The 18,798-nt window shown below is 59.2% G+C and carries 15 protein-coding genes; 6 read left to right on the top strand and 9 right to left on the bottom strand.

Annotation, left to right across the window (positions count from 1 at the left end):
• Positions 1-250 (top strand): hypothetical protein (locus tag Q0K10_RS10795; protein ID WP_294506845.1); only part of this gene is annotated, 250 nt, incomplete at its 5' end.
• A gap of 201 nt (positions 251-451) precedes the next feature.
• Here the strand turns inward: Q0K10_RS10795 and Q0K10_RS10790 are convergent.
• The 8 genes from Q0K10_RS10790 to Q0K10_RS10755 all read right to left on the bottom strand — a co-directional run bounded on the left by Q0K10_RS10790 (position 452) and on the right by Q0K10_RS10755 (position 12,617).
• Positions 452-1,366 (bottom strand): hypothetical protein, encoded by a 915-nt coding sequence (locus tag Q0K10_RS10790; RefSeq protein ID WP_294506843.1) that lies wholly within the window; start codon positions 1,364-1,366, stop codon positions 452-454.
• Complete coding sequence (locus Q0K10_RS10785; RefSeq protein WP_294506841.1) at positions 1,366-2,205, bottom strand: hypothetical protein; 840 nt, start codon at positions 2,203-2,205, stop codon at positions 1,366-1,368. The genes Q0K10_RS10790 and Q0K10_RS10785 overlap by 1 nt, the downstream gene beginning before the upstream one ends.
• The gene (locus tag Q0K10_RS10780; protein ID WP_294506839.1) at positions 2,205-3,080 is read right to left on the bottom strand and encodes a MotA/TolQ/ExbB proton channel family protein; all 876 of its coding nucleotides are present in this window, start codon (positions 3,078-3,080) and stop codon (positions 2,205-2,207) included. The genes Q0K10_RS10785 and Q0K10_RS10780 overlap by 1 nt, the downstream gene beginning before the upstream one ends.
• Positions 3,081-3,104: 24 nt before the next feature.
• On the bottom strand, positions 3,105-3,683 hold the full coding sequence (locus Q0K10_RS10775) for a hypothetical protein (protein WP_294506837.1): 579 nt from the start codon (positions 3,681-3,683) through the stop codon (positions 3,105-3,107).
• Complete coding sequence (locus Q0K10_RS10770; RefSeq protein WP_294506835.1) at positions 3,683-6,703, bottom strand: hypothetical protein; 3,021 nt, start codon at positions 6,701-6,703, stop codon at positions 3,683-3,685. Before Q0K10_RS10770 ends, Q0K10_RS10775 begins: the two co-directional genes overlap by 1 nt.
• A gap of 8 nt (positions 6,704-6,711) precedes the next feature.
• Positions 6,712-9,606 carry a hypothetical protein gene (locus Q0K10_RS10765; RefSeq protein ID WP_294506833.1) on the bottom strand — a complete coding sequence of 965 codons (2,895 nt, stop codon included), beginning with the start codon at positions 9,604-9,606 and terminating at the stop codon, positions 6,712-6,714.
• A 1-nt stretch (position 9,607) separates the two neighbouring features.
• Entirely contained in the window at positions 9,608-11,323 is a 1,716-nt protein-coding gene (locus Q0K10_RS10760; RefSeq protein WP_294506831.1) for a DUF4339 domain-containing protein, read from the bottom strand.
• Between the two features lie 412 nt (positions 11,324-11,735).
• Positions 11,736-12,617 (bottom strand): 50S ribosomal protein L11 methyltransferase, encoded by an 882-nt coding sequence (locus Q0K10_RS10755; protein ID WP_294506829.1) that lies wholly within the window; start codon positions 12,615-12,617, stop codon positions 11,736-11,738.
• Between the two features lie 182 nt (positions 12,618-12,799).
• Between Q0K10_RS10755 and guaA the strand changes: the two genes are divergently transcribed.
• Genes guaA through Q0K10_RS10735 form a run of 4 tightly spaced genes read left to right on the top strand, consistent with a single transcriptional unit; the run spans position 12,800 to position 17,576 of the window.
• Complete coding sequence (gene guaA, locus Q0K10_RS10750; RefSeq protein ID WP_294506827.1) at positions 12,800-14,341, top strand: glutamine-hydrolyzing GMP synthase; 1,542 nt, start codon at positions 12,800-12,802, stop codon at positions 14,339-14,341.
• A 7-nt stretch (positions 14,342-14,348) separates the two neighbouring features.
• The gene (locus Q0K10_RS10745; protein WP_294506825.1) at positions 14,349-14,921 is read left to right on the top strand and encodes an RsmD family RNA methyltransferase; all 573 of its coding nucleotides are present in this window, start codon (positions 14,349-14,351) and stop codon (positions 14,919-14,921) included.
• Positions 14,918-16,003 carry a lipopolysaccharide kinase InaA family protein gene (locus tag Q0K10_RS10740; protein WP_294506823.1) on the top strand — a complete coding sequence of 362 codons (1,086 nt, stop codon included), beginning with the start codon at positions 14,918-14,920 and terminating at the stop codon, positions 16,001-16,003. Before Q0K10_RS10745 ends, Q0K10_RS10740 begins: the two co-directional genes overlap by 4 nt.
• Positions 16,004-16,025: 22 nt before the next feature.
• Positions 16,026-17,576: a YifB family Mg chelatase-like AAA ATPase gene (locus tag Q0K10_RS10735; protein ID WP_294506820.1), complete on the top strand. Its 1,551-nt coding sequence runs from the start codon at positions 16,026-16,028 to the stop codon at positions 17,574-17,576.
• A gap of 36 nt (positions 17,577-17,612) precedes the next feature.
• Here the strand turns inward: Q0K10_RS10735 and Q0K10_RS10730 are convergent, their stop codons facing one another.
• Positions 17,613-18,155: a GrpB family protein gene (locus tag Q0K10_RS10730; protein ID WP_294506818.1), complete on the bottom strand. Its 543-nt coding sequence runs from the start codon at positions 18,153-18,155 to the stop codon at positions 17,613-17,615.
• Between the two features lie 157 nt (positions 18,156-18,312).
• On the opposite strand from Q0K10_RS10730, the gene Q0K10_RS10725 reads away from it, so the two are divergent.
• Positions 18,313-18,789 carry a regulatory protein RecX gene (locus Q0K10_RS10725; RefSeq protein WP_294506816.1) on the top strand — a complete coding sequence of 159 codons (477 nt, stop codon included), beginning with the start codon at positions 18,313-18,315 and terminating at the stop codon, positions 18,787-18,789.
• Positions 18,790-18,798 lie beyond the last annotated feature (9 nt).

Raw genomic sequence — 18,798 nt, 5'->3', positions numbered from 1 at the left:
CCCGACGTTCCATTCGACGCTCCACCGCCCGACGATCCATTCGATGCTCCGCCGCCCGACGTTCCATTCGACGCTCCACCGCCCGACGATCCATTCGATGCTCCGCCGCCCGACGTTCCATTCGACGCTCCGCCGCCCGACGATCCATTCGAGGCTCCGCCGCCCGACGATCCATTCGACGCTCCGCCGCCCGGCGTTCCATTCGACGCTCCGCCGCCCGACGATCCATTCGACGCATCCGGGCGGTTGAGTTCAGATCCGTCGGAATCGGAATTTTCCCGGTTCTCCCCCGAAGAGCGCCGGACTTCTCCGCTCCCGTTTTCTTCACTACGCTGTCCGGTCCGAGCTGACGCGTCAGGAGGATTCTCCGGACGATCACAACCGGACACCACCAGCAGTACCACCGCGATGGGAGCGAAAATCATCGAGCAGCAATCGAAACGTCTTTTGTTCAATCCGACACCCTGTATTTTGGATTATCTGTCAAAAACAGAAGATATTCTTCCGTAATCATCCACTCAAGTTTCATCCCGAACGCCCGAAACATCTGTCGGAGACCGACGAACGTCTCCATCGAATCCGGATGCACAAAACAACGCACAAAACAACGATTCCGGTCAAATCCGGGGAATAATCGGGAGAATTCCGCCTTGCCGATCTCCTCCGAAACCGGGATGCCGCGCACCGGAATCAAAGTGAGGGTGTTTCCGTTTCTCCGCACCTCCACTTCCGCAGAACTGTCAAAACCCTCCCCGAGACGATGCAGCGCATCTCCGCAGAGAATCACATCGTAAGGACGCAGCCGGGTCGCTTCATTCTTCGCGAACCGGATCTTCCGGGGACGGACCTCGGCCCTCTGCCCGCGGATGGCCTCCTGCTCCTGCGCCAGAAGTTCGCTCCGCTGCTCCTGCTCCCGCAATGCGGCCTGCGCCTCAAGCTCACTGCGGTTGATCCGTTCCAGCTCCGCCGCATTCGCCGCCGTCCGCCGCGAAACCTCATTCTGCAATCTCTTGAGCTCTTGAAGCTGCGCGGTATGCCTCTCCTCGAGACGGGCGGCCTCGCGCATGCGCTCCCGCAGCTGTTCAACCGCCTCACGATCCCCCGAGGCATACCCGGTGGAACGCGACTGCATGGTCTGAGACTCCGCATTCTGCTCCTCCGCCACCGCTTCCAGCTCCGCAATCCGTCTGCGCTCCTCTTCGAGCATCTGCCTTTCCAGCTCGGCGGAAGAGCCTCCGGTCAGCATCTTCGAAACCACGGAAACCATAATCACCATGCTGATCGTAATGAACATGACTCCGCCGAACGTATTGCACATCGTGTCCAGCAGCAGCTCCAGACTGTCGGGTAATTTATGTTCGGCCATCAGAAACAGTGCTCTCTTTCGTAAAGCGGATCCATGCCCATCTCATACGAGGACATCCCCAGAGAATACTGATTGAGCAGGTATTCCGCGTATTTCGCCGCGCTTGGTTTGATCAAAAACAGAATATAACAACTGGATGCAGGATATTCCCGCAGAACGGCAAGCAGTTTTTCAATCTCCGCCGTAACCGTTATCCCCTGAAACGGAATCTCCCGGATCTCCGGCGAGTCAAGCCGCTTCACCCGAAATCCGGTTTCGCTGCACTCCACCATGACCGGCTGTTTGGACATATCGCCTTCAAACTCGATCGAGACGGCGTTCGCAAGCCGGCGGAGCTCTTCGCGCTGTTCCTCGTTTCGCCGCTGCAGCGCATCTCCATTCCGGCGAACCTGTTCGAGCTGTGCCGTACGTTGCTGAAGTTTCTCTCTCCGCCCGGCCAGCTCCCGTTCCGCGGCCTCAACCTCGGCTTTGCGCTCCCGCATCCGGAGCAGCAGCTCTTCTGCGGAAGAACACGCTTTCGTCGCGGAGTCGATCCGATGTTCGACTCTCTGCCGGGAATAGAGCAGCTCCGCCTCGCTCATATCGCTCACGGAGTCAAGTTCGGCGGCCAGCTCCTTCAGGCGGCGCGCCTGCTCTTCCACCTGCGTCTCCAGCGACTTCCTCTGTTCGCGAAGCCGGGCAAGCTCCTCCCGAACCGGAGAACTCTCTTCAAAGATACGGGTCGCCTCAATCAACTCCAGCGAAAGCAGCAGCACAAACAGCACCATGATTCCAATCAGGGTCGTGACGATGTCCTGAAAGGAAAACAGGGAAATCGGCGGGTCGGAATTCCGAAACATTATGACTCAAGATCCTCCCGGATGTCGATGAGTTTGAGTTTCGAAACAATGTTCCGGTAGCAATAGGATGAACATTCGTCCAGAAACGCCTCCTCCTTCTGAGCGAGGATCGTCAGCAACAACTGGACAATCAGGGCCGCAACCAGCGCAATCAGGGTCGTCTCAAACGCCACGGCCAATCCACCGGTCACCCCTCCGAGCGAAAGTTTCAGTTCGGCAATGTCCGCTCCGCGCGCCACCACGGCACCAAACCCTCCGATCGCCTGCGAAAGTCCCAGCACCGTTCCGATGAACCCCGTGACCGGGATCGCCCAGATCAACCCCTTCGGAAGAGTGTAGGTCCCCTCCGTGTACTTCTCGTCCGCCTTCGCAAGATCCCCCAGAACACTCGAAACATCCGCGACCCGGCCGATGTTCTTCAGATTCGCCAGCGCCTTGAGAATCCGGTTGTCCACCATGAATCCATCGGCCATGTACACCTTGCGGTTCAAGCGGAGAATCAGTTCCGCGGAATTCTGCGGAGAAAGAATGTAATCCGGATCATCCGGAAGCAGCTTCACCTGCAGCGCCAGCCGCTGAACCGCAAGTTTCCTCCATTTGATGAACAGAAATGCAAGACACCACATGGTCAGGAATACCGTGTAATACGGTATCGTACTCCGATTTTCCGGCCCCCCGTGAAAGAACATGTTCACCATCTGCCAGCGGTTCAACTGCCAGAACGGGTAGAGCACCAGGTAAAACACCCCCGTGAAAAACAATCCCAGCAGCGCCGAGGAGACATTCCCCACACCGGTAAAACGTTTGGCTGGAAACCCAAACCGCGCCTCAGGATCAAGTTTCTTCCAGTTTAATTCATAAGGCTGTGACGCCATCGTCTTCTCCTTTCCCATCAACACTTAGAGACTCCCCAGCCAGGCCATCCCGATCACAAATAGAAACGTGACCACAATAACCGCTGCCACTATAAGCAGAATGTTCACAAACATCTGCAGGTCGCCATGATTCGTCGTCACGGAAACAGACGGCATCGGCGCACCGCCCCCCTGCCCGGTCGCCGCGGGAACGAAACTCTTCCTGCAGGCTGGGCAGTCCACACTCTTTCCGCGCAACGCGGGATTCAGCCGGAAACGGTGCGAACATGACGGGCACACCACATCAAAAAACGGATAAACCAGAACCGGCTCCTCCTCCGATTGAACCGGCCGGAGCGGATTCGGCTTAATCGGCTGAACCGGAATGGCTTTCTCCTTCTCCGGGTCCTGAGGAGTCGGCGGCTCCTGCTGAACCCGGCCGGCCCTGCCGCCTTCCGGAAGCGACTTCAACTCCTCCATGTCGCGGAGGGGAATCCAGCGGGAGCGATCCGCGGAAATCGGCAGTTCTCCGTTGAATTTCCCGCTGTCCCGAAGCTGCCGGATCCGCAGGGCGTCGAGCGGACCGATCACTTTTCCGTTCAACCGGATGAAATAGGAAGACATTATCGATTTTCTCCTTCGGTTACATTCTGCGGCCAGAAAGCCGGCCAGGGAATCTCCGTAACGCCGGCCTTTTTCGCCTCGGCCCGTTCGTTTGCAATCCATTGTCTCGTATCGTTCCCGTCAACGGGAGTGAACGCCACACAACTCCGCGCCCGCTCCTGAATCGCAGGATCCCAGGTGATCTCGTCGCCCCGAAAACTTCCCGCCAGCCAGCAGCCGCGGCGACTGTCGTCAAAGCACCAGACCTCACCTGTTTCCCGTTCAACGTACCGGGATTTGTGGAAAACGGTCCTGCCGGCATTCCGCTGAATCACGCCGAGAAACTGCAGCTTTCTGGCAGTCGCACCGGAAATGAGGCGCACGAGAAAATGATTGGCCGCCAGATTGCCGAACAATTCCTCCATCCTGACCCGGGCCAATTCCGAACGGATCCTGTCGTTGAGCAGCTCATTGTTCATACCATTCCCCGAATTGTCCGCGGCCAGAAGCTCGTCGATCAGCTTTTTCAACTCGGTGTAAGGCTTTGTATCGATGACTTCAAGCTGCTGCATCGCATTCACAAGGCGGCTGCACAGCTGAAGTTTCCAGTAGGGATTGCAATTCGGATCCGAAATGATCCGGCCGATCGCCTCGACGATCTTTTGTTCGTACAATACCCCGTCGAGACCGCGCAGCATCGTGAGCGTCTCGGAAGCCAGCAGTTGATGCGGCGCCGTCGCATTCAGAAGTGAATTCCGGTCCAGACGGGCAGGATAGACCGGCCGAATATCGGCATAGAGCGTATCTCCCACCTTGACACTCGCCACGCGGTCGACCTCAATTTCCACAGGGAGCCCGTTCTCCGCCTGAAACTGAAACTTCCGACTCCCGGAGTCATACATCGCCGACACGGTGCGGCTCTGCGGAAAATAGATCGAAATTTCACGCCCGTTGCGATCTTTGAAGCTGAACATCCGCAAGCGGTTGCGCACCACACTGGTCATCAGGAGCTCATAGGACTCGATCATCTTTTTCCGGGCGGCGTCGAACGACTCGGAAAGCGCACGGCTTTTCTTCGCATCCTGAAAAAAGGCAACGGAACTCTCCTTCGGCAGCGGTGTTGTCGCAGGCTTCTCCTGATAAGCCGCAATCGCCAGAAGCGCCTCTGAATCGCCCGAAAGCGCCTCGACGAACGCTTGATCCGATGGCGGCAGATTCCGGTCGGTCGTACTCTTTTTGAAATCCGCCACGGCCTCCGCAACCGCCGAGGTTGTATTCGCCGCTAAAACCATCTGCCGCAGTCGGGTGACAAGCGCCTGAATCTCCTTGTCATCTTCAAAATATTGGAACAATTTCTCATAGGAGTTGATCAATTCGGCATACTCCTCGCGATTGTCCGCGGAAACCCCTTTCTGAGCCGCAGCCTTTCCCGCCTCAACCCGGAACTCGTCCAGAATGCGCTCGGCATTTGCAAAGTCATGCTCGCCGAGGAAACGGAAAAAATCGGCACGGATCTCCTTGAGATGCCGAACCTGCTCCAGGAACTGCTTGTCCGCCTCCCGGCGCGCCGCGGCAATCCGTCGTTCGGCCTCGCTGCGCTTTTCGCTCAGCGCCCGTTTGTCCTCCTCGAAATAAACCAGTTTTTCACACTCCGCGAACTTGGAGCGGATGAATGCCTCATCGGGGACCCCCCTTTTCAGCTCCTCATCCACATCGGCAATCCGATTGCGAAAATCCTCCCGGGCCGTAGTGATTTCATACTCCAGCCGGGAGAGTTCCCCGCGCAGCTCGGTGATCGCCGCTCCCTGGGCGATCGCGGGGTAACTCTCCTCGATCGACTTCAGCATCTTCCTGGCCTCCAGAAGCTTGCGGTCCTGAATAACCGCCCGCAAGCGTTCGGTCTGACTTTTTTCGATCTGATAATAGACAACGGAATAACCGACCCCGCCGAGCACCAGAATCCCCACGAGGCAGGCGGCCACAAGCTTCACGGTGCGGAGAATCCGTCTGTGGCGCGCCTCATTTTCACAGATCTGGCGGTACATCGCAATCCGGTCGACGAGATAGTCCGGGATGGGCTTTTCCAGTGCCGAAAGCGTTGCAAATTCCTGTTCGACCTCCTCCAGCGGCGCTTCCGAATCGAGCAAGTAATTCACACGTTTCAAAGATGTGGAAAAGGCCTCCTGCGCAGCCTCGGTTTTTCTTTTCTCCTCCAGCCATTCCCGCGCATCGTCCACCTGGAGCTGCTCGTTCGGGTCGGGTTCATAGTCCTCGAGCCGGCAGATGGCGTCCCACCGCGCGATGGCATCTCCCAGCTGCGACACGTCAAATATGCCGTACGCCAGATTGATCTCTTCCAGGATCGCGACGGCCGCCTTTTTCCGTTCCGCCTGGTGATATTCATCGAGAACCTTTCCGATTTTCGAAAGAACGATCGCCGGGACAGGAACCTGCCAGGCGGGATCCGTCAACTCCTTCTGCAACGTTTCGAGTTCGGCGAACCGCTTCTGCTCAATGGCGCTCCTGGCCCGATCGATCAGATCCGGAAGATATTCCGTCTCGATCTGCTTCTGATTCTGCTTCCATTCAGGATTCCGGGGATCAAGCTCCGCGATTTTCCGCAGCAGGCGGATCTTCTCCTGGAGATTCCGCCCCCGGGCGATGCGCCGGTATTCGTTCAGAAGTTCCATCAGGTCGGAGAGACCGCCGGAAGCGTTTTTCAACTGTTCGAACACCGGCATGTTCAACCGCGGCGGCGCGGACCAGTCGTACCATTCACACAACTCCAGAAATTCCGGCAGCCGGGGGAAATTCAGCAGCGGAACGATCTCAAAGAGAGAAGGTTCCCGACTCGCCAGATTCACCGCTTCGACCGTCATCTTCCGGAGCAGCAGCGCCGAACACTGATCGAGACGGCTGTTCGCCTCGACGCAGCACTCGGTATATGCAGCGAGAATCTCCCGGGAAGCAGGGGAGTTCACCCAGTCGTTCGATTCCAGAAACGCATTGAGCCGGGCAATGACTTGTCGTTCTTTCTGCATAGGTCATCCTATTTTATATACTCAACTGTGATCTGCGGGAAAAAGTCGTCCCCCAGAACGATTTCAGACCGGTTCAAACGGACGAGGATCTCTCTGCGCATTCCGTCAAGGTTCCTCTGCGCCGACATCAGAGCGATATCGACACTCTCTTTCGGAGCTAACGACTGAAAAAGTCGATTCGCCCCGAACATGCTCCGCAACTGAGCCGGAGTCGCCCGCGCCAAAATGGACTGGACAATGTTTTTCCTCTCCTCCTCAAGTTTCTTTTTAAGTTCATCACACTCCGTCTCCAGCTTCTTGCGGAGCTCCCCGCGCCGGGCCTCGGCATCCTTGTCCTGCGGATTGTCAAGCGGGGACTGCTGTTCCTGGATCTTATTTTGCCGGAGTTCGATTTCACGGCTGAGACGCTTGAATTCCGAAGTGGAAAAACCGAATTTTTCCCCCCCGGATTTTGCCGCGAGCGGCTCCAACTGTTCGCTGACGAGCTTCCGAATCTCCCCGGCCGTCCGGGTAAGATTGCTCACTTGCTCGAACAGCTTGAGATATTTCCCCCCGCTGAAGGAATCGAGCGTTGCAACCGGAATGACAAATTCCGGGCTGCCGGAACGCAACGATACAAAGTCCGATACGCAGCCGTTCGATTTCAGGGCGATTTTCCAATCGCCGTCCGGAACCCGTTCGAGCGCACCGCAATATTTCAAATGGAGCTCACCAGAATCCCCCCATTTCGCCGTCAGGGCATTTTCTCCGGCGAACTTGAGCCGGGAATGCCCGGGGACAAAGTAAAAATAGACGCTCTGACGCCCCCCGAACTGCGCATAGATCTGGCTCTCCTCCGGCAACCGTCCGCCGCGGATCTCGAACGTCAGACAATTCGCCCGATAGCTGGCGGTGAGCATAAGCTCATTGCCGCTGTCGGTCGTCATGCGGATCGTGTTGCCGTCCGACAGCACATCCGGACCGTAAATTCCGGTCAACTCCAGCCCGGGGTCGACCGCCAGCGCAAATGACACAGGATTTCCGGCGGAAAGCTCAAACAGCTGTGCAGCGTGCATCCAGACGAATTCCGGCGCAATCCGGGGCAGATCGGGCCGCCCGGGCCGCTCACTCCCGCTCTCCTCTCCGGACGGAGCAGGTTCCACAATCTCCTCCGCCCCGGACGGGGGGGTGTTTTCCGGAACCGGAGCGGCTTTCCGCTGCATCTCATCCAGCTGCTGCAGCAACGTATTGAACGCATTGACCGCTTCGCTCAGTCGTTTCCGGCTGTTTTCCGCGATCCGCCGAATCCGGTCAAGCTCGTCCCGAAATACCGGCACATCCGCACCGGACTCCCCATCCGTCCGGATCTCAACTCCCGTTGCCTCGCAATAAAGATCGCATCGCCGGTCGAATTTTTCCACGCCCTCAAGCAGCTGATAATTCGAGAGTTCGGAAATGGCTTCCGCACAAGCGGCTTCACGTTGTTTCAGACTTTCAAGATTTTTCCGGAACCGTTCGGACCGGGCGGTGATATCCCGGCAGAACGTCTCCCTCTCCGGATCCGATGCGAAAATCTTCTCAAACCGTTCCCGCAGATCTTCGATATCCGCCGAGAGCGGCGTCTCCTCATCGAGAGTTCCCTGCGTTTCGAGCTTCCGGAACCGCTCCCGGTATGCGGCATACTCGCGGCGCAGCTCCGTTTCCTCCTTCTGCGCCTTTCCGGAGGAGACAATGTGGTGCATCAGAAAAAATCCGCCGCCGAGGAAAAGCATCAGAACAATCAAAACCAGCGCGATTTTCCACCAGCTGCCCCGGTTTGAAACCGCAGCGGGATGCCTGGACCCGGCTCTCGACGCTGCGCCCGCGGGCGGCCATCCCGGTGGAGCTCCGCTCATCGCCCCCGTCCCGCCAGGCCGCGCCGCCGCATTCTCAGGCCGGAAAACGTCTTCGACATTCCGCAACGGAAAGACGGCGGACTCCTCTTCCCGCTCCGGCTTCCGCTCCTGCTCCTGCTCCTGCACCTGTTCCGGCGGCGACGGCAATTTCACCTCGGGCGGCGACGGCAATTTCACCTCGGGCAGCGACGACACCGTCCCGGAGGCCTGGACGCTCACCCTTCCGGTTCGGGCCAGCAGCACCAGTTGCCCCCCCTCCGCTGCGGGAAGCGGCCGGGTGAGATCGATGACCAGCGCCCCGGGAGAACGGCGGACCACCCGTTCCGCCTCCGGTCCGGCCGGCAGAAAACGCCAGTTGCAGTTGACTCCGGCCGGCAACGTGGTGAAATAGGTGTTGAAACAGACATTCCATCTCACATCGCGCGGAAGCAGGAGAATGCTCTCCTGCACCAGCTCAATGAGGTTCTTGTGTCGCAGTGGATCGAACAAAATACAGGCGCACTTCTGCGGAGAAGCGAGAAAATGTTCCGCGAGCACCCCGCCCCAGCCGGCGTCTCCGGCGAAACGCTCCCAGGCACTGCATTTCTCCGGGGCGAGATTCGAAGGCGCAATGTCCGCCTGACGTTCGAACAGTTCGGATTTGATCTCCCAGGAGGCATCCCGGAAGAGACCGGGCTGAAAAAACGGGGCGGCCGGACCGCTCACAAGCGCACTCATCTCACTGTCGCTCAAAACGATGTGCGACGCCAGCTTATTTGAGCGCTTCGTGTAGTCCAGGCCGTTGAAGCAGACCCGGCTGAGAACATGGTACGATCCGCCTCCCCCGCTCACGACACAGTGGGAACAGGCAACAGGATTCTCCCAGGCATTCGGATCGTAATGAGGATAAACCGGTTTGTAGGCGCTCAGATTCTCCAGCTTGGCAATCAGTCCCGCCCCCATCCCTTTCGTGCAGGCGACAACGCAGAAACCGCTGCTCCCCTGGCGGATGCCCCGGGGCGCCGATGTGTAAACCAGTTCAAAAGCCATTTTAATTTGCCCAGAAGGTTGTATCGATCAAACTGTTGCTGTCATCCAATCCATTTTTTCCGGCCTTTTCCTGCTCGGAGGCGGCACTCTCCTCCGGCGGAAACGGCAGTCTGAAATATTGCTGAGTCTCGTCACAATAGAGGGTTTTCCCCCAGTAGTTGCGCGGCAGCTGCTGCCGTCTCGGCAGACCGGGGAGGGAAAAGAGAATCGTATCATGAACGAATTTGTAATTTGTGATCTCGACGGCGTTTTTCACCGCTGTTTCCACGCCGCCGAGCAGGTTGTGCAGATACAGCTGCAGCAGAAACGGAACTTCCGCCCAGAGCGGTTTGAGATGATCCGGTTTGATTCCGATCATTTCGCGACTCTCATCGAACTCCGGAATCCGGCCGAGAGCGCTGACCGGCACGAAGTAAACCTGATCTCCAAACCCCTCCGCCGCGGCGACCACCTCGGGAGAGATTTCCAGCAGCCGCTTCCGCAACAGATAGGAGACGGAAGTAATAACCCGGATATCAAGATTGTAACGCATGTTCTCCGCATCGAAAGAGAGAAATTCCTGTTCGGAAAGATGCAGATCGAAAGATTGCCGCCACGCGTCGTACTTCGGAATCACCACCACAAGCGGTTTCCGGTATTTCTCGGAGGCCTTCAATCCGGCGTATTTCCGGATCCGGCCGGTCATCTCGTGGAACAGCGCAAGCTGATTGGCTCCGGTTCCGCCGCGGGAAATCTGCGGATCGTCCCCATTGCAATCGCGCATCATGCGGGCATCCTTGAGCGGGTCGTACAGAAAAATGATGCCGTCGGAATGAACGAGGTGAACCGTCGCCAGATTGGTCATGGAGTCGCGTCCCGGCTCAAAATGCTCCCCAGCGTTGTCGTAAAGAACGATGTTTCGTTCGAGCACCTTTCTCCGGGTATCGTAATCGGGGTGCGACATCATCGGACTGAGGTTGAAGATGAATGGACGCGGCAGATCGACGCTGATTCCGTCCAGCAGCACCTGGTTCGAAAAATCGGACCCCTGCAGTTCCGTCTTGGGCAGGGCGACATACTCATCGGGTTTTGCGTTCAGGAACAGGATCTTCTCGTAGTTGTTCAGCACGGAATTGAACGTTGCGTCCGTATCGGCGATGGTGAAATCGAACCACTGCGGAAGCACCTTCCGAATCTGCCAGATCATCGAGGTCAGGAAATAGGATTTGCCGCTGGCGGGAGCTCCCACGATGGAAAAAAACGACGTCGGCAGTTCAACCAGCGACTCGGGAATCTTCAAGTGACAGTGCGGACAGGCCATCTCCGGACACTCCACGCCGTTGGCATCGAGCGCGAGTCCGCCGGGACTGAAACGCAACGGCAGAAACCGGAGCTGAGCGTCCGGCCCGAGAACCGGATCTCCGAGCAGATCCAGATGCCGCGAAATGTAGTTGACCTCATCGATGGGGAACGATTTCCAGCAATGCGGACATACAATCCTCGCGTGTTCCGCGTCGCCGGTCCCCGCGGAAACCGGACCGGACAGCGGGGCGGAGGGTTCGGCGGCGGGCCACTTCAACCCTTCGATCTCGGAAGCGCGATACCACACGCCGTCGTTCCCGTAACGAATCTGTGTCTCGGGAGAGATCACCCCCTCGGCCGCCATTTTGAACACATCACGGCCGCGAAACGGACCTGACACCTCATCGTCCTTCTGGATAAACCAATTCTGCGCCATAAAAATCCCATTGTATGTTTTACTTCACCGGCATTCCGCCGGATAAAAACACAATCGGTGCGGAAACCGGAGGGACAAAAACTCCCGAAGCCGCACGGGATGTTCCGCCCCCCCGTTTTTCCTCGCTCTCACAATAAAGAATGTCCGACGTCCGCTCCGCCTCCCGGTCAGGAAACCGCCGCGTCAAACAACTCCCGCTGTCGGGAGCGCCTCCCTCCTCCACTCGTCCTGCCGGTCACCGCACAGTCGCTCCGGAGCGTCAATTGCAGACGAAACCGGCCGGCGATGCAATATCTGTCACTCATTCGCAGAAATAATACTATTAAATATATCCCGACATTGGCTCATTTTCAATCCCCCGGCGCAGAAATTTCAGCAAAAACCCTCCGGCCGACTCCCGAAACGGAAAAGCTCATGCGTTCCGTTTGCGGAACAGGCCGCTGGTCCACTCGCGAAGCGTCTCGCGGTCGAGCTCCTCGAACCCGAGAAGCGTAAACGCTTCCGCAACCTTGTCGAACTCGGTCGAAAGAATCCCCGCGAGCGTGAGATATCCGCCCGGCCGCACCCATTCGACAATGTTCTTCCGGAAGCGCACGAGCAGATGCCCGAGGATGTTTGCACAGACCAGATCGTACGGATGACTTCCCTGCCAGACTTCAGCGTCCGCGACGAACGGAACCACATTGCGGATGTTGTTCCGTTCGAGATTCCCGGCGGCGATGCGCACTGCGTCCGGGTCGTTGTCGAACGCGTCGACCGGCTCGTACCCGAGCAGCGCCGCAGCGATCGAGAGGATGCCGGAACCGCAACCCGCGTCGAGCATGCTGCGGACCTCCGCCTTTCCGGCGAGACGGTCGATCGTCTTCAGACAGTAATAGGTCGTCGCATGCTGACCGGTGCCGAAGCTCATGCCGGGATCGAGTTCGACAATCGCAAGCCCGGGCTTCGGCTCGACCGAAAGCCAGCTCGGTTTGATGACCAGCTTCTCCGAAATCGGAATCACGTCGAAATATTTCTTCCAGACTTCGGCCCAGTCCTCCTTCTTGAGTTCGAACGGCTCAAGCGCCGAGATGCGCACGCCGTACTCCCTCCACTCCTCGACGGCTGCCTTGAGCGCCGCAAGGTTGTTTCGCGCGGTCTCCGGATCAGAGGCGTAAACGGTGTGATAGACCCGTTTGTTCTCCTTGTCCTCATAACTGCTTGAATCAAGTTCCAGCGCGGCAAGCATCTCGGCGGCGAGATCAAAATTCTCCGAATCGTCGACGAGTTTGATGCAGTAAAGCATATCATCCATCGTAGGTCTCTCCATAAAACAGTATAAAACAGTGAATCGAAAAAACGCCGGCTCTCCCCCGGCTTCATACACTATAACCCGAAATCCGGAAAAATGAAAGCCTCCTCCCTTTAAAACCCCGTTTTTTTGTGCTATATTAAAACAAAAGCGATTGCAAGGAACCTTCCATCAAGGAAACGTCTATGAGTGAAACGATCATCGTTCTCGACTTCGGTTCTCAGTACAGTCAGCTGATCGCACGCCGGATCCGCGAGTGCCGGGTCTACAGCAAAATCATGCCGTATCATACGAAGGCGGAGGCGATCAGGGCGGAGAATCCGAAGGGAATCATCCTCTCGGGCGGCCCTTCGAGCGTCTACTCACCGAACGCGCCGAAGTGCGACCCGGCCATCTTCGAGCTCGGGATTCCGGTACTCGGAATCTGCTACGGGCTTCAGCTCATGATCCAGACCCTCGGGGGGGAGATCTCCCGCGGGAAAGCGCGCGAATACGGCAAGGCTATGCTCGACATCGTCGAACCGGGAGAACTTTTCATGGGGCTTTCTCCGCGCATTCAGGTGTGGATGTCCCACGGTGACAAGGTCTCGAAAATGCCGGAGGGCGGCTTCAAGGTTCTCGGTTCGAGCGGCAACACGGAGTTCTGCGCCGTGCACATGCCGTCGCGCAACCTCTACGGAATTCAGTTTCACCCCGAGGTCGTCCATACGCCCGAGGGGAAGAGCATCATCGGAAACTTCTGCCGACGCATCTGCAAGTGCAGCGGCGACTGGACGATGGAGTCGTTCATCGAGCAGCAGATTCGCGAGATCCGCGCGAAGGTCGGGAAGTCGAACGTGATCCTCGGACTCTCCGGCGGCGTCGACTCCTCCGTCGCGGCGGCGCTCATCCACAAGGCGATCGGGAAGCAGCTCAACTGCATCTTCGTGAACAACGGGCTGCTGCGCAAAAACGAGGCCGAACGCGTTCAGCAGCTCTTCGGGCGCAACTTCGACATGAAACTCATCTACGTCGATGCGACCGACCGCTTTCTTGAGAAACTCGCGGGCGTCGAGGAACCTGAACAAAAACGCAAGATCATCGGCAAAGAGTTCGTCGAAGTGTTCGACGACGCCTCCTCAAAGATCGAAAACGCCGAATTCCTCGCGCAGGGGACCACCTATCCCGACGTGATCGAAAGCGTTCCGATCGACGGCAATCCGTCGGCGATGATCAAAAGCCACCACAACGTCGGCGGCCTCCCGAAAGAGATGAAATTCAAACTGCTCGAACCGCTGTCGCGCCTCTTCAAGGACGAGGTTCGTGAAGTGGGCCGCCAGCTCGGACTGCCGGAAGACGTGGTCATGCGCCAGCCGTTCCCCGGGCCGGGCCTTGCGGTGCGACATCTCGGCGCCGTGAGCCGCAAAACGCTCGACATCCTGCGCGACGCCGACGAGATCGTCGTCGACGAAATCAAGAAGGCGGGGCTCTACTACAAGATCTGGCAGACCTTCGCGGTCTTTCTGCCGCTGCGCACGGTCGGCGTGATGGGCGACGAACGCACCTACGACTACGTCATCGCGATCCGCGCGGTCGAGAGCTCCGACGGCATGACCGCCGACTGGGTGCCGCTCCCGGCCGATCTGCTCGGGCGGATCTCCTCGCGCATCATCAACGAGGTCAACGGCGTGAACCGCGTGGTCTACGACATCACGAGCAAGCCGCCCGGGACGATCGAGTGGGAGTAAACGCCGCATGCGGATCATAGCCGGAACTGCGCGCAACATCGAACTGGCCGTTCCCCCCGGAATCGGAGTGCGTCCGACGGCGGGGCGCGCCCGCAAGGCGCTTTTCGACAGCATCGGAAATCGCCTGGCGGGAGGTGCTGTTCTTGACTTGTGCGCTGGCTCCGGCGCTCTTGCGCTGGAAGCGGCGAGCCGCGGCGCGGCGGCGGCGACACTGGTCGAAGCGGATCCGCGCCACGTCCGGGTGATCGAAGAGAACATCGCCAGGATGGAAAAGGCGGGAGTCCGTTGTGGATTCCGGGTGGTCAACAGCCACATCGAAACGGTCGCGTCCTACGCCGGACTCTGCGGAAAGCCGGACGTGATATTCGCCGATCCCCCCTATGCGGAGTCGGCGGAACTGTTCCGAAAACTTCTTGCGGACAGCCACTTCACCGAATTTGCCGCCGGAGCGCTGCTGATCTGGGAGATTCCGGACATGCCCGGCAGTGTCGGGCTGTTCCTCGACACGCCCCTCCTCGCAAAACAGCAGCTCCGCAAATTCGGAGGGACCGATTTTCTGCTCGGGGAGATAGTGGCATGACCAACCGTTACCGCTGGCGCTTTGCGTCGGACGCCGTGCGCGCCGAACTTGGAGAATTCCCTGAAACCATGCTTGAAACCGGCGAGGAGGTCAAATCCAATCCGGTCAGACGCGTGGTGCGCGCGGGCGATTATTTTCTGAAGTGCGATCTGCGCGGCGCAGGAAGGTTCCGCCGCGAATGGAGGGGGGCGGAGCTGCTCCGGGAGAGCGGAATTCCGGTGGTCGAGTATCTCGCCTGCGGTGAATCGCCGAACGGAGGCTGCCTTGTCACGCGGGCGCTGCCGGATTCGGAATCGGTCGGGGAGTACTACTGGCGGAAATTCGTGCGCGGCGGGGAAGACCCTGAGCCGTTTCTCAAACGCTTTGCGCCGTTCGTGCGGAAGATTCTCGAATCGGGTCTTTTCCACCCGGATTTTCACATCGGCAACATTCTCTGCGACAAGCGGAACGGCTCCTTTGTGATGGTCGACGCCATGGGAATTCGCCGGGCGACGCTGTGCGACCGACTCTTCCGGATGTACCGCATGCGGCGCATCCCGATGGAGCTGCGCGAACCGCTCGGCCGCGAGCGGATGATTGCGCTGATCGGGGAGTGCGGCATCCCCTCCCCCGCAGAGTTTTTCGACCGCGCCCTCGACCGAGAGGCGGACGCGCTGTGGAACGAGTGGCCGAAACGGCGGCGGCAGATCCTCGCGGGATATCCGAAATTCACGCGCCGCATCGACGGGATTCTCCACACGGTCGATCCGCTGCGGCGCATCGAGGAAAACGTGGACTGCGTGGTCATTGAAGATGAGGAGCCGGAGCTGCTCGAAAAGATGTTTCTTGCACATTTTTTTCTTCAGCTCGCCCTGATTCCGCACCGGCGGGCGGCGGCCTACGATCCGGAGAACGGCAGACTTTATCTCGAACCGGTTCCGGGAGGGGCGGTTCCGGCCCGCGCGGGGGATCAGGAGGAACGCATGGCGGCCTTCGACCTCACCTCCGGCCTGACCGACTGGATCAGCGGCGGGAAGGGAAAAGGAAAAGAAAACGAAAACGTCCGTTTCTTCAATCTGAAACGGATCGCAAAATTCATGTAGCCCGGAAAAGGAGTGCCGTCCCATGCTCGCGAAGACATTTTCCGCCGCCGTCATCGGCATCGACGCCTACCCGGTTGAGATCGAAGTCAACGCCGCCGTCTCGGAGAAGAGCGCCGGAAGTGAAAACGCCGTCTCGATCGTAGGACTGCCGGACATGGCGGTGAAAGAGAGCCGCGACCGGGTTCGTTCGGCGATTCTCTCGTCCTGTTTTCAGCCGCCGAAGGGGTTTACGGTGGTGAATCTCGCTCCGGCTGACCTGCGCAAGGAGGGGGGAGCCTTCGACCTCGGGATCGCACTCGGGATGCTGGCCGCGACCGGAACGATTCCGCCGGAGACGCTGGCCCGGTACGCCGTGATCGGCGAACTTGCACTCGACGGAACGGTCCGCCCGGTCCGGGGTGCGCTTCCGATCGCGGACCGGCTCGCGCGGCTGAACCGGTTTGCGGGGCTGATCGTGCCGCGCGAAAACGCGGAGGAGTCGGCGCTCGCGACGGGAGGCAGAATGCCGGTATACGCGGCGGGATCACTCCGTGAAGCGGTCTCAATCCTGATCGACGGCAACGCGCCGCCATGCCGGGCGGATCTGGGTGAATACATCGGGAAATCCACCGGGCGCGAACCGGATTTCAGCGAAGTCAAGGGGCAGATGCTCGCGCGCCGCGCGATGGAGATCGCCGCCGCGGGCGGACACAATCTTCTGCTGAACGGCAGCCCCGGAACCGGAAAATCGATGATCTCGATGCGGCTGCCGGGCATCCTCCCGCCGATGACGCTGGAGGAGGCGCTTGAAACGAGCCGGATCCACAGTGTGCTCGGACTGCTCTCGGACGGGCAGCCGCTGCTGAATCGCCGTCCGTTCCGCGCGCCGCATCACACGATCAGCGACGTCGGATTGATCGGGGGCGGACGCGACCCGAAACCGGGGGAAATCAGCCTCGCCCACAACGGCGTACTCTTTCTCGACGAGCTGCCGGAATTCAAGCGCAACGTGCTCGAAGTGCTGCGCCAGCCGCTTGAAAACGGCGTGATCACGGTCAGCCGCGCGGCGGGGAGCTGCACATTTCCGGCGCGGTTCATTCTCTGCGCGGCGATGAACCCCTGTCCCTGCGGGCGCGGGGAATACGAACTCGGCTGCACCTGCAAACTCGAGGAGAAACGGCGCTACCAGAAGCGGATCTCCGGTCCTCTGCTCGACCGCATCGATCTGCTCGTTCCGGTCCGGCAGCTTTCGCCGGAGGAGCTCATGGCCGCGCCGGAAGGCGAATCGAGTGAGACCATCCGCCTTCGGGTCGTGAAAGCGCGCGAAATCCAGCGGGAACGGCTCGGAAAATTCGGGCTTTACTGCAACAGCCAGATGAGCAGCCGCGATCTGCAGGAGTTCTGCCGTCTCGCGCCGTCGAGTGCACAGCTGCTGCGCGCGGCGATCGCGAAATTCAAACTCAGCCCGCGCGCCTATGACCGGATTCTGAAGGTTGCCCGCACGATCGCGGATCTCGCCGGGAGCGCGGCGATCCGCGACGAACACATCTTCGAAGCGATCAACTACCGGAAATCCCCCCTCGGGGCGGAGTGAGCCGCCGACTCTCCGCGCGCCCTCTCCGTTCCGGGGTCAGAGCAGATTCACGGCCTCGATCTCCGAGATGGCACTCTCGTCCATTCCGGCCGCGGCGAGAAACTCGGCAATGAGTTCGGTCTTGCCGCGGCAGTAGGCGTCGACATCGTCCGGGTGGAGGGCGGCAAGTTCAAATTTACGCGCTGAATAGCGTTCGGCATCATAAGGATGCGAACGCAGATAGTCGCGCAGTTTCAGATGGTTCTCCACGGCGGGCATGCCGTCACGACAGACGTAGAGGTTGTGGGAAAAATCGAGGTGCGGCGACCGGGTAAACGCCTCCCGCCACGGAATACCGAGATCGCCCCTGCGCTGAAACCCGAGCGTCTCAAGCCGGGAGGCGGCCTCGCCGAACTCCTCCCAGTTCGTCAGAATCACGTCGGCGTCGATGACCGGTTTGGCGGAGAGGCCGGGGACGGCGGTGCTGCCGACATGCTCGATCCGACAATTGATTCCTTCGAGAGCGCCGGCGACAAACTGCCTGAGGCTCTCGAACATCTCCATCCACTCCGGGCGGTACAACACCACTTCAACTGCCATTTTCTCCTCCGGGCCGGGGTTCCAACTTCCGATTGTTTTTTACAATAGAACCGCTCGGGCCGGAAAGCAAGAAAATTTTGCAAAAACCCCGGAAAAAAACGCCCGGCGCCCCCCTGTCCGCGCTTGCAAATCCGCACGGTCTGCCGTATAGTACAGCATGACGGAACCTGCGGAAAAATCGAAAATCAGCGCGATGGAGAAGGCGATGCGGCTGCTCTCCCGCCGGGCGCTGACCGAGCGGGAACTCCGGACGAAACTCGGTGCGGCCGGATATGCGTATCCGGAAATTCGCGAAACGGTCGCGGAGTGCCGCCGCCGCGGCTTCGTCAACGACGAACAGTTCGCCGCCGACTACACGGAAATCCTCGCCGCGCGCGGGCTCGGCGGACGCCGAATCCAGCTCGCACTTGGAAAACGCGGAATCCCGCGGCAGCTCCAGACCCGGCCGCTCGAAGAAGCCGCCGAAGGCGAAGCGCAGCGCGCCCGCGAAGCGCTCGAATACAAACTCCGGCTGCTTTCGCGGGAAACGGATCCGCGTAAAAAGCGGGAGAAGGCGTTCCGGTTTCTCATCAGCCGGGGCTTTTCCTGCGACAGCTGCCGGGCGGCGCTCGACGAAATCGACTTCAACCATTGAAAGGAAATC

It is taken from the genome of uncultured Victivallis sp. (genome assembly GCF_944391105.1).
Classification (GTDB): Bacteria; Verrucomicrobiota; Lentisphaeria; order Victivallales; family Victivallaceae; genus Victivallis.
Note: the sequence above shows the minus strand (reverse complement) of the source record. Positions and strands in the feature narration are given on the sequence as shown.

Bases quoted from the DNA above. Each gene is read 5' to 3' on its own strand.
- Q0K10_RS10755 (WP_294506829.1), bottom strand. From the start codon at position 12,617: ATGGATGATATGCTTTACTGCATCAAACTCGTCGACGATTCGGAGAAT.
- Q0K10_RS10790 (WP_294506843.1), bottom strand. From the start codon at position 1,366: ATGGCCGAACATAAATTACCCGACAGTCTGGAGCTGCTGCTGGACACG.
- Q0K10_RS10735 (WP_294506820.1), top strand. From the start codon at position 16,026: ATGCTCGCGAAGACATTTTCCGCCGCCGTCATCGGCATCGACGCCTAC.
- Q0K10_RS10740 (WP_294506823.1), top strand. From the start codon at position 14,918: ATGACCAACCGTTACCGCTGGCGCTTTGCGTCGGACGCCGTGCGCGCC.
- Q0K10_RS10770 (WP_294506835.1), bottom strand. From the start codon at position 6,703: ATGCAGAAAGAACGACAAGTCATTGCCCGGCTCAATGCGTTTCTGGAA.
- Q0K10_RS10730 (WP_294506818.1), bottom strand. From the start codon at position 18,155: ATGGCAGTTGAAGTGGTGTTGTACCGCCCGGAGTGGATGGAGATGTTC.
- guaA (WP_294506827.1), top strand. From the start codon at position 12,800: ATGAGTGAAACGATCATCGTTCTCGACTTCGGTTCTCAGTACAGTCAG.
- Q0K10_RS10780 (WP_294506839.1), bottom strand. From the start codon at position 3,080: ATGGCGTCACAGCCTTATGAATTAAACTGGAAGAAACTTGATCCTGAG.
- Q0K10_RS10775 (WP_294506837.1), bottom strand. From the start codon at position 3,683: ATGTCTTCCTATTTCATCCGGTTGAACGGAAAAGTGATCGGTCCGCTC.
- Q0K10_RS10765 (WP_294506833.1), bottom strand. From the start codon at position 9,606: ATGGCTTTTGAACTGGTTTACACATCGGCGCCCCGGGGCATCCGCCAG.
- Q0K10_RS10745 (WP_294506825.1), top strand. From the start codon at position 14,349: ATGCGGATCATAGCCGGAACTGCGCGCAACATCGAACTGGCCGTTCCC.
- Q0K10_RS10760 (WP_294506831.1), bottom strand. From the start codon at position 11,323: ATGGCGCAGAATTGGTTTATCCAGAAGGACGATGAGGTGTCAGGTCCG.
- Q0K10_RS10725 (WP_294506816.1), top strand. From the start codon at position 18,313: ATGACGGAACCTGCGGAAAAATCGAAAATCAGCGCGATGGAGAAGGCG.
- Q0K10_RS10785 (WP_294506841.1), bottom strand. From the start codon at position 2,205: ATGTTTCGGAATTCCGACCCGCCGATTTCCCTGTTTTCCTTTCAGGAC.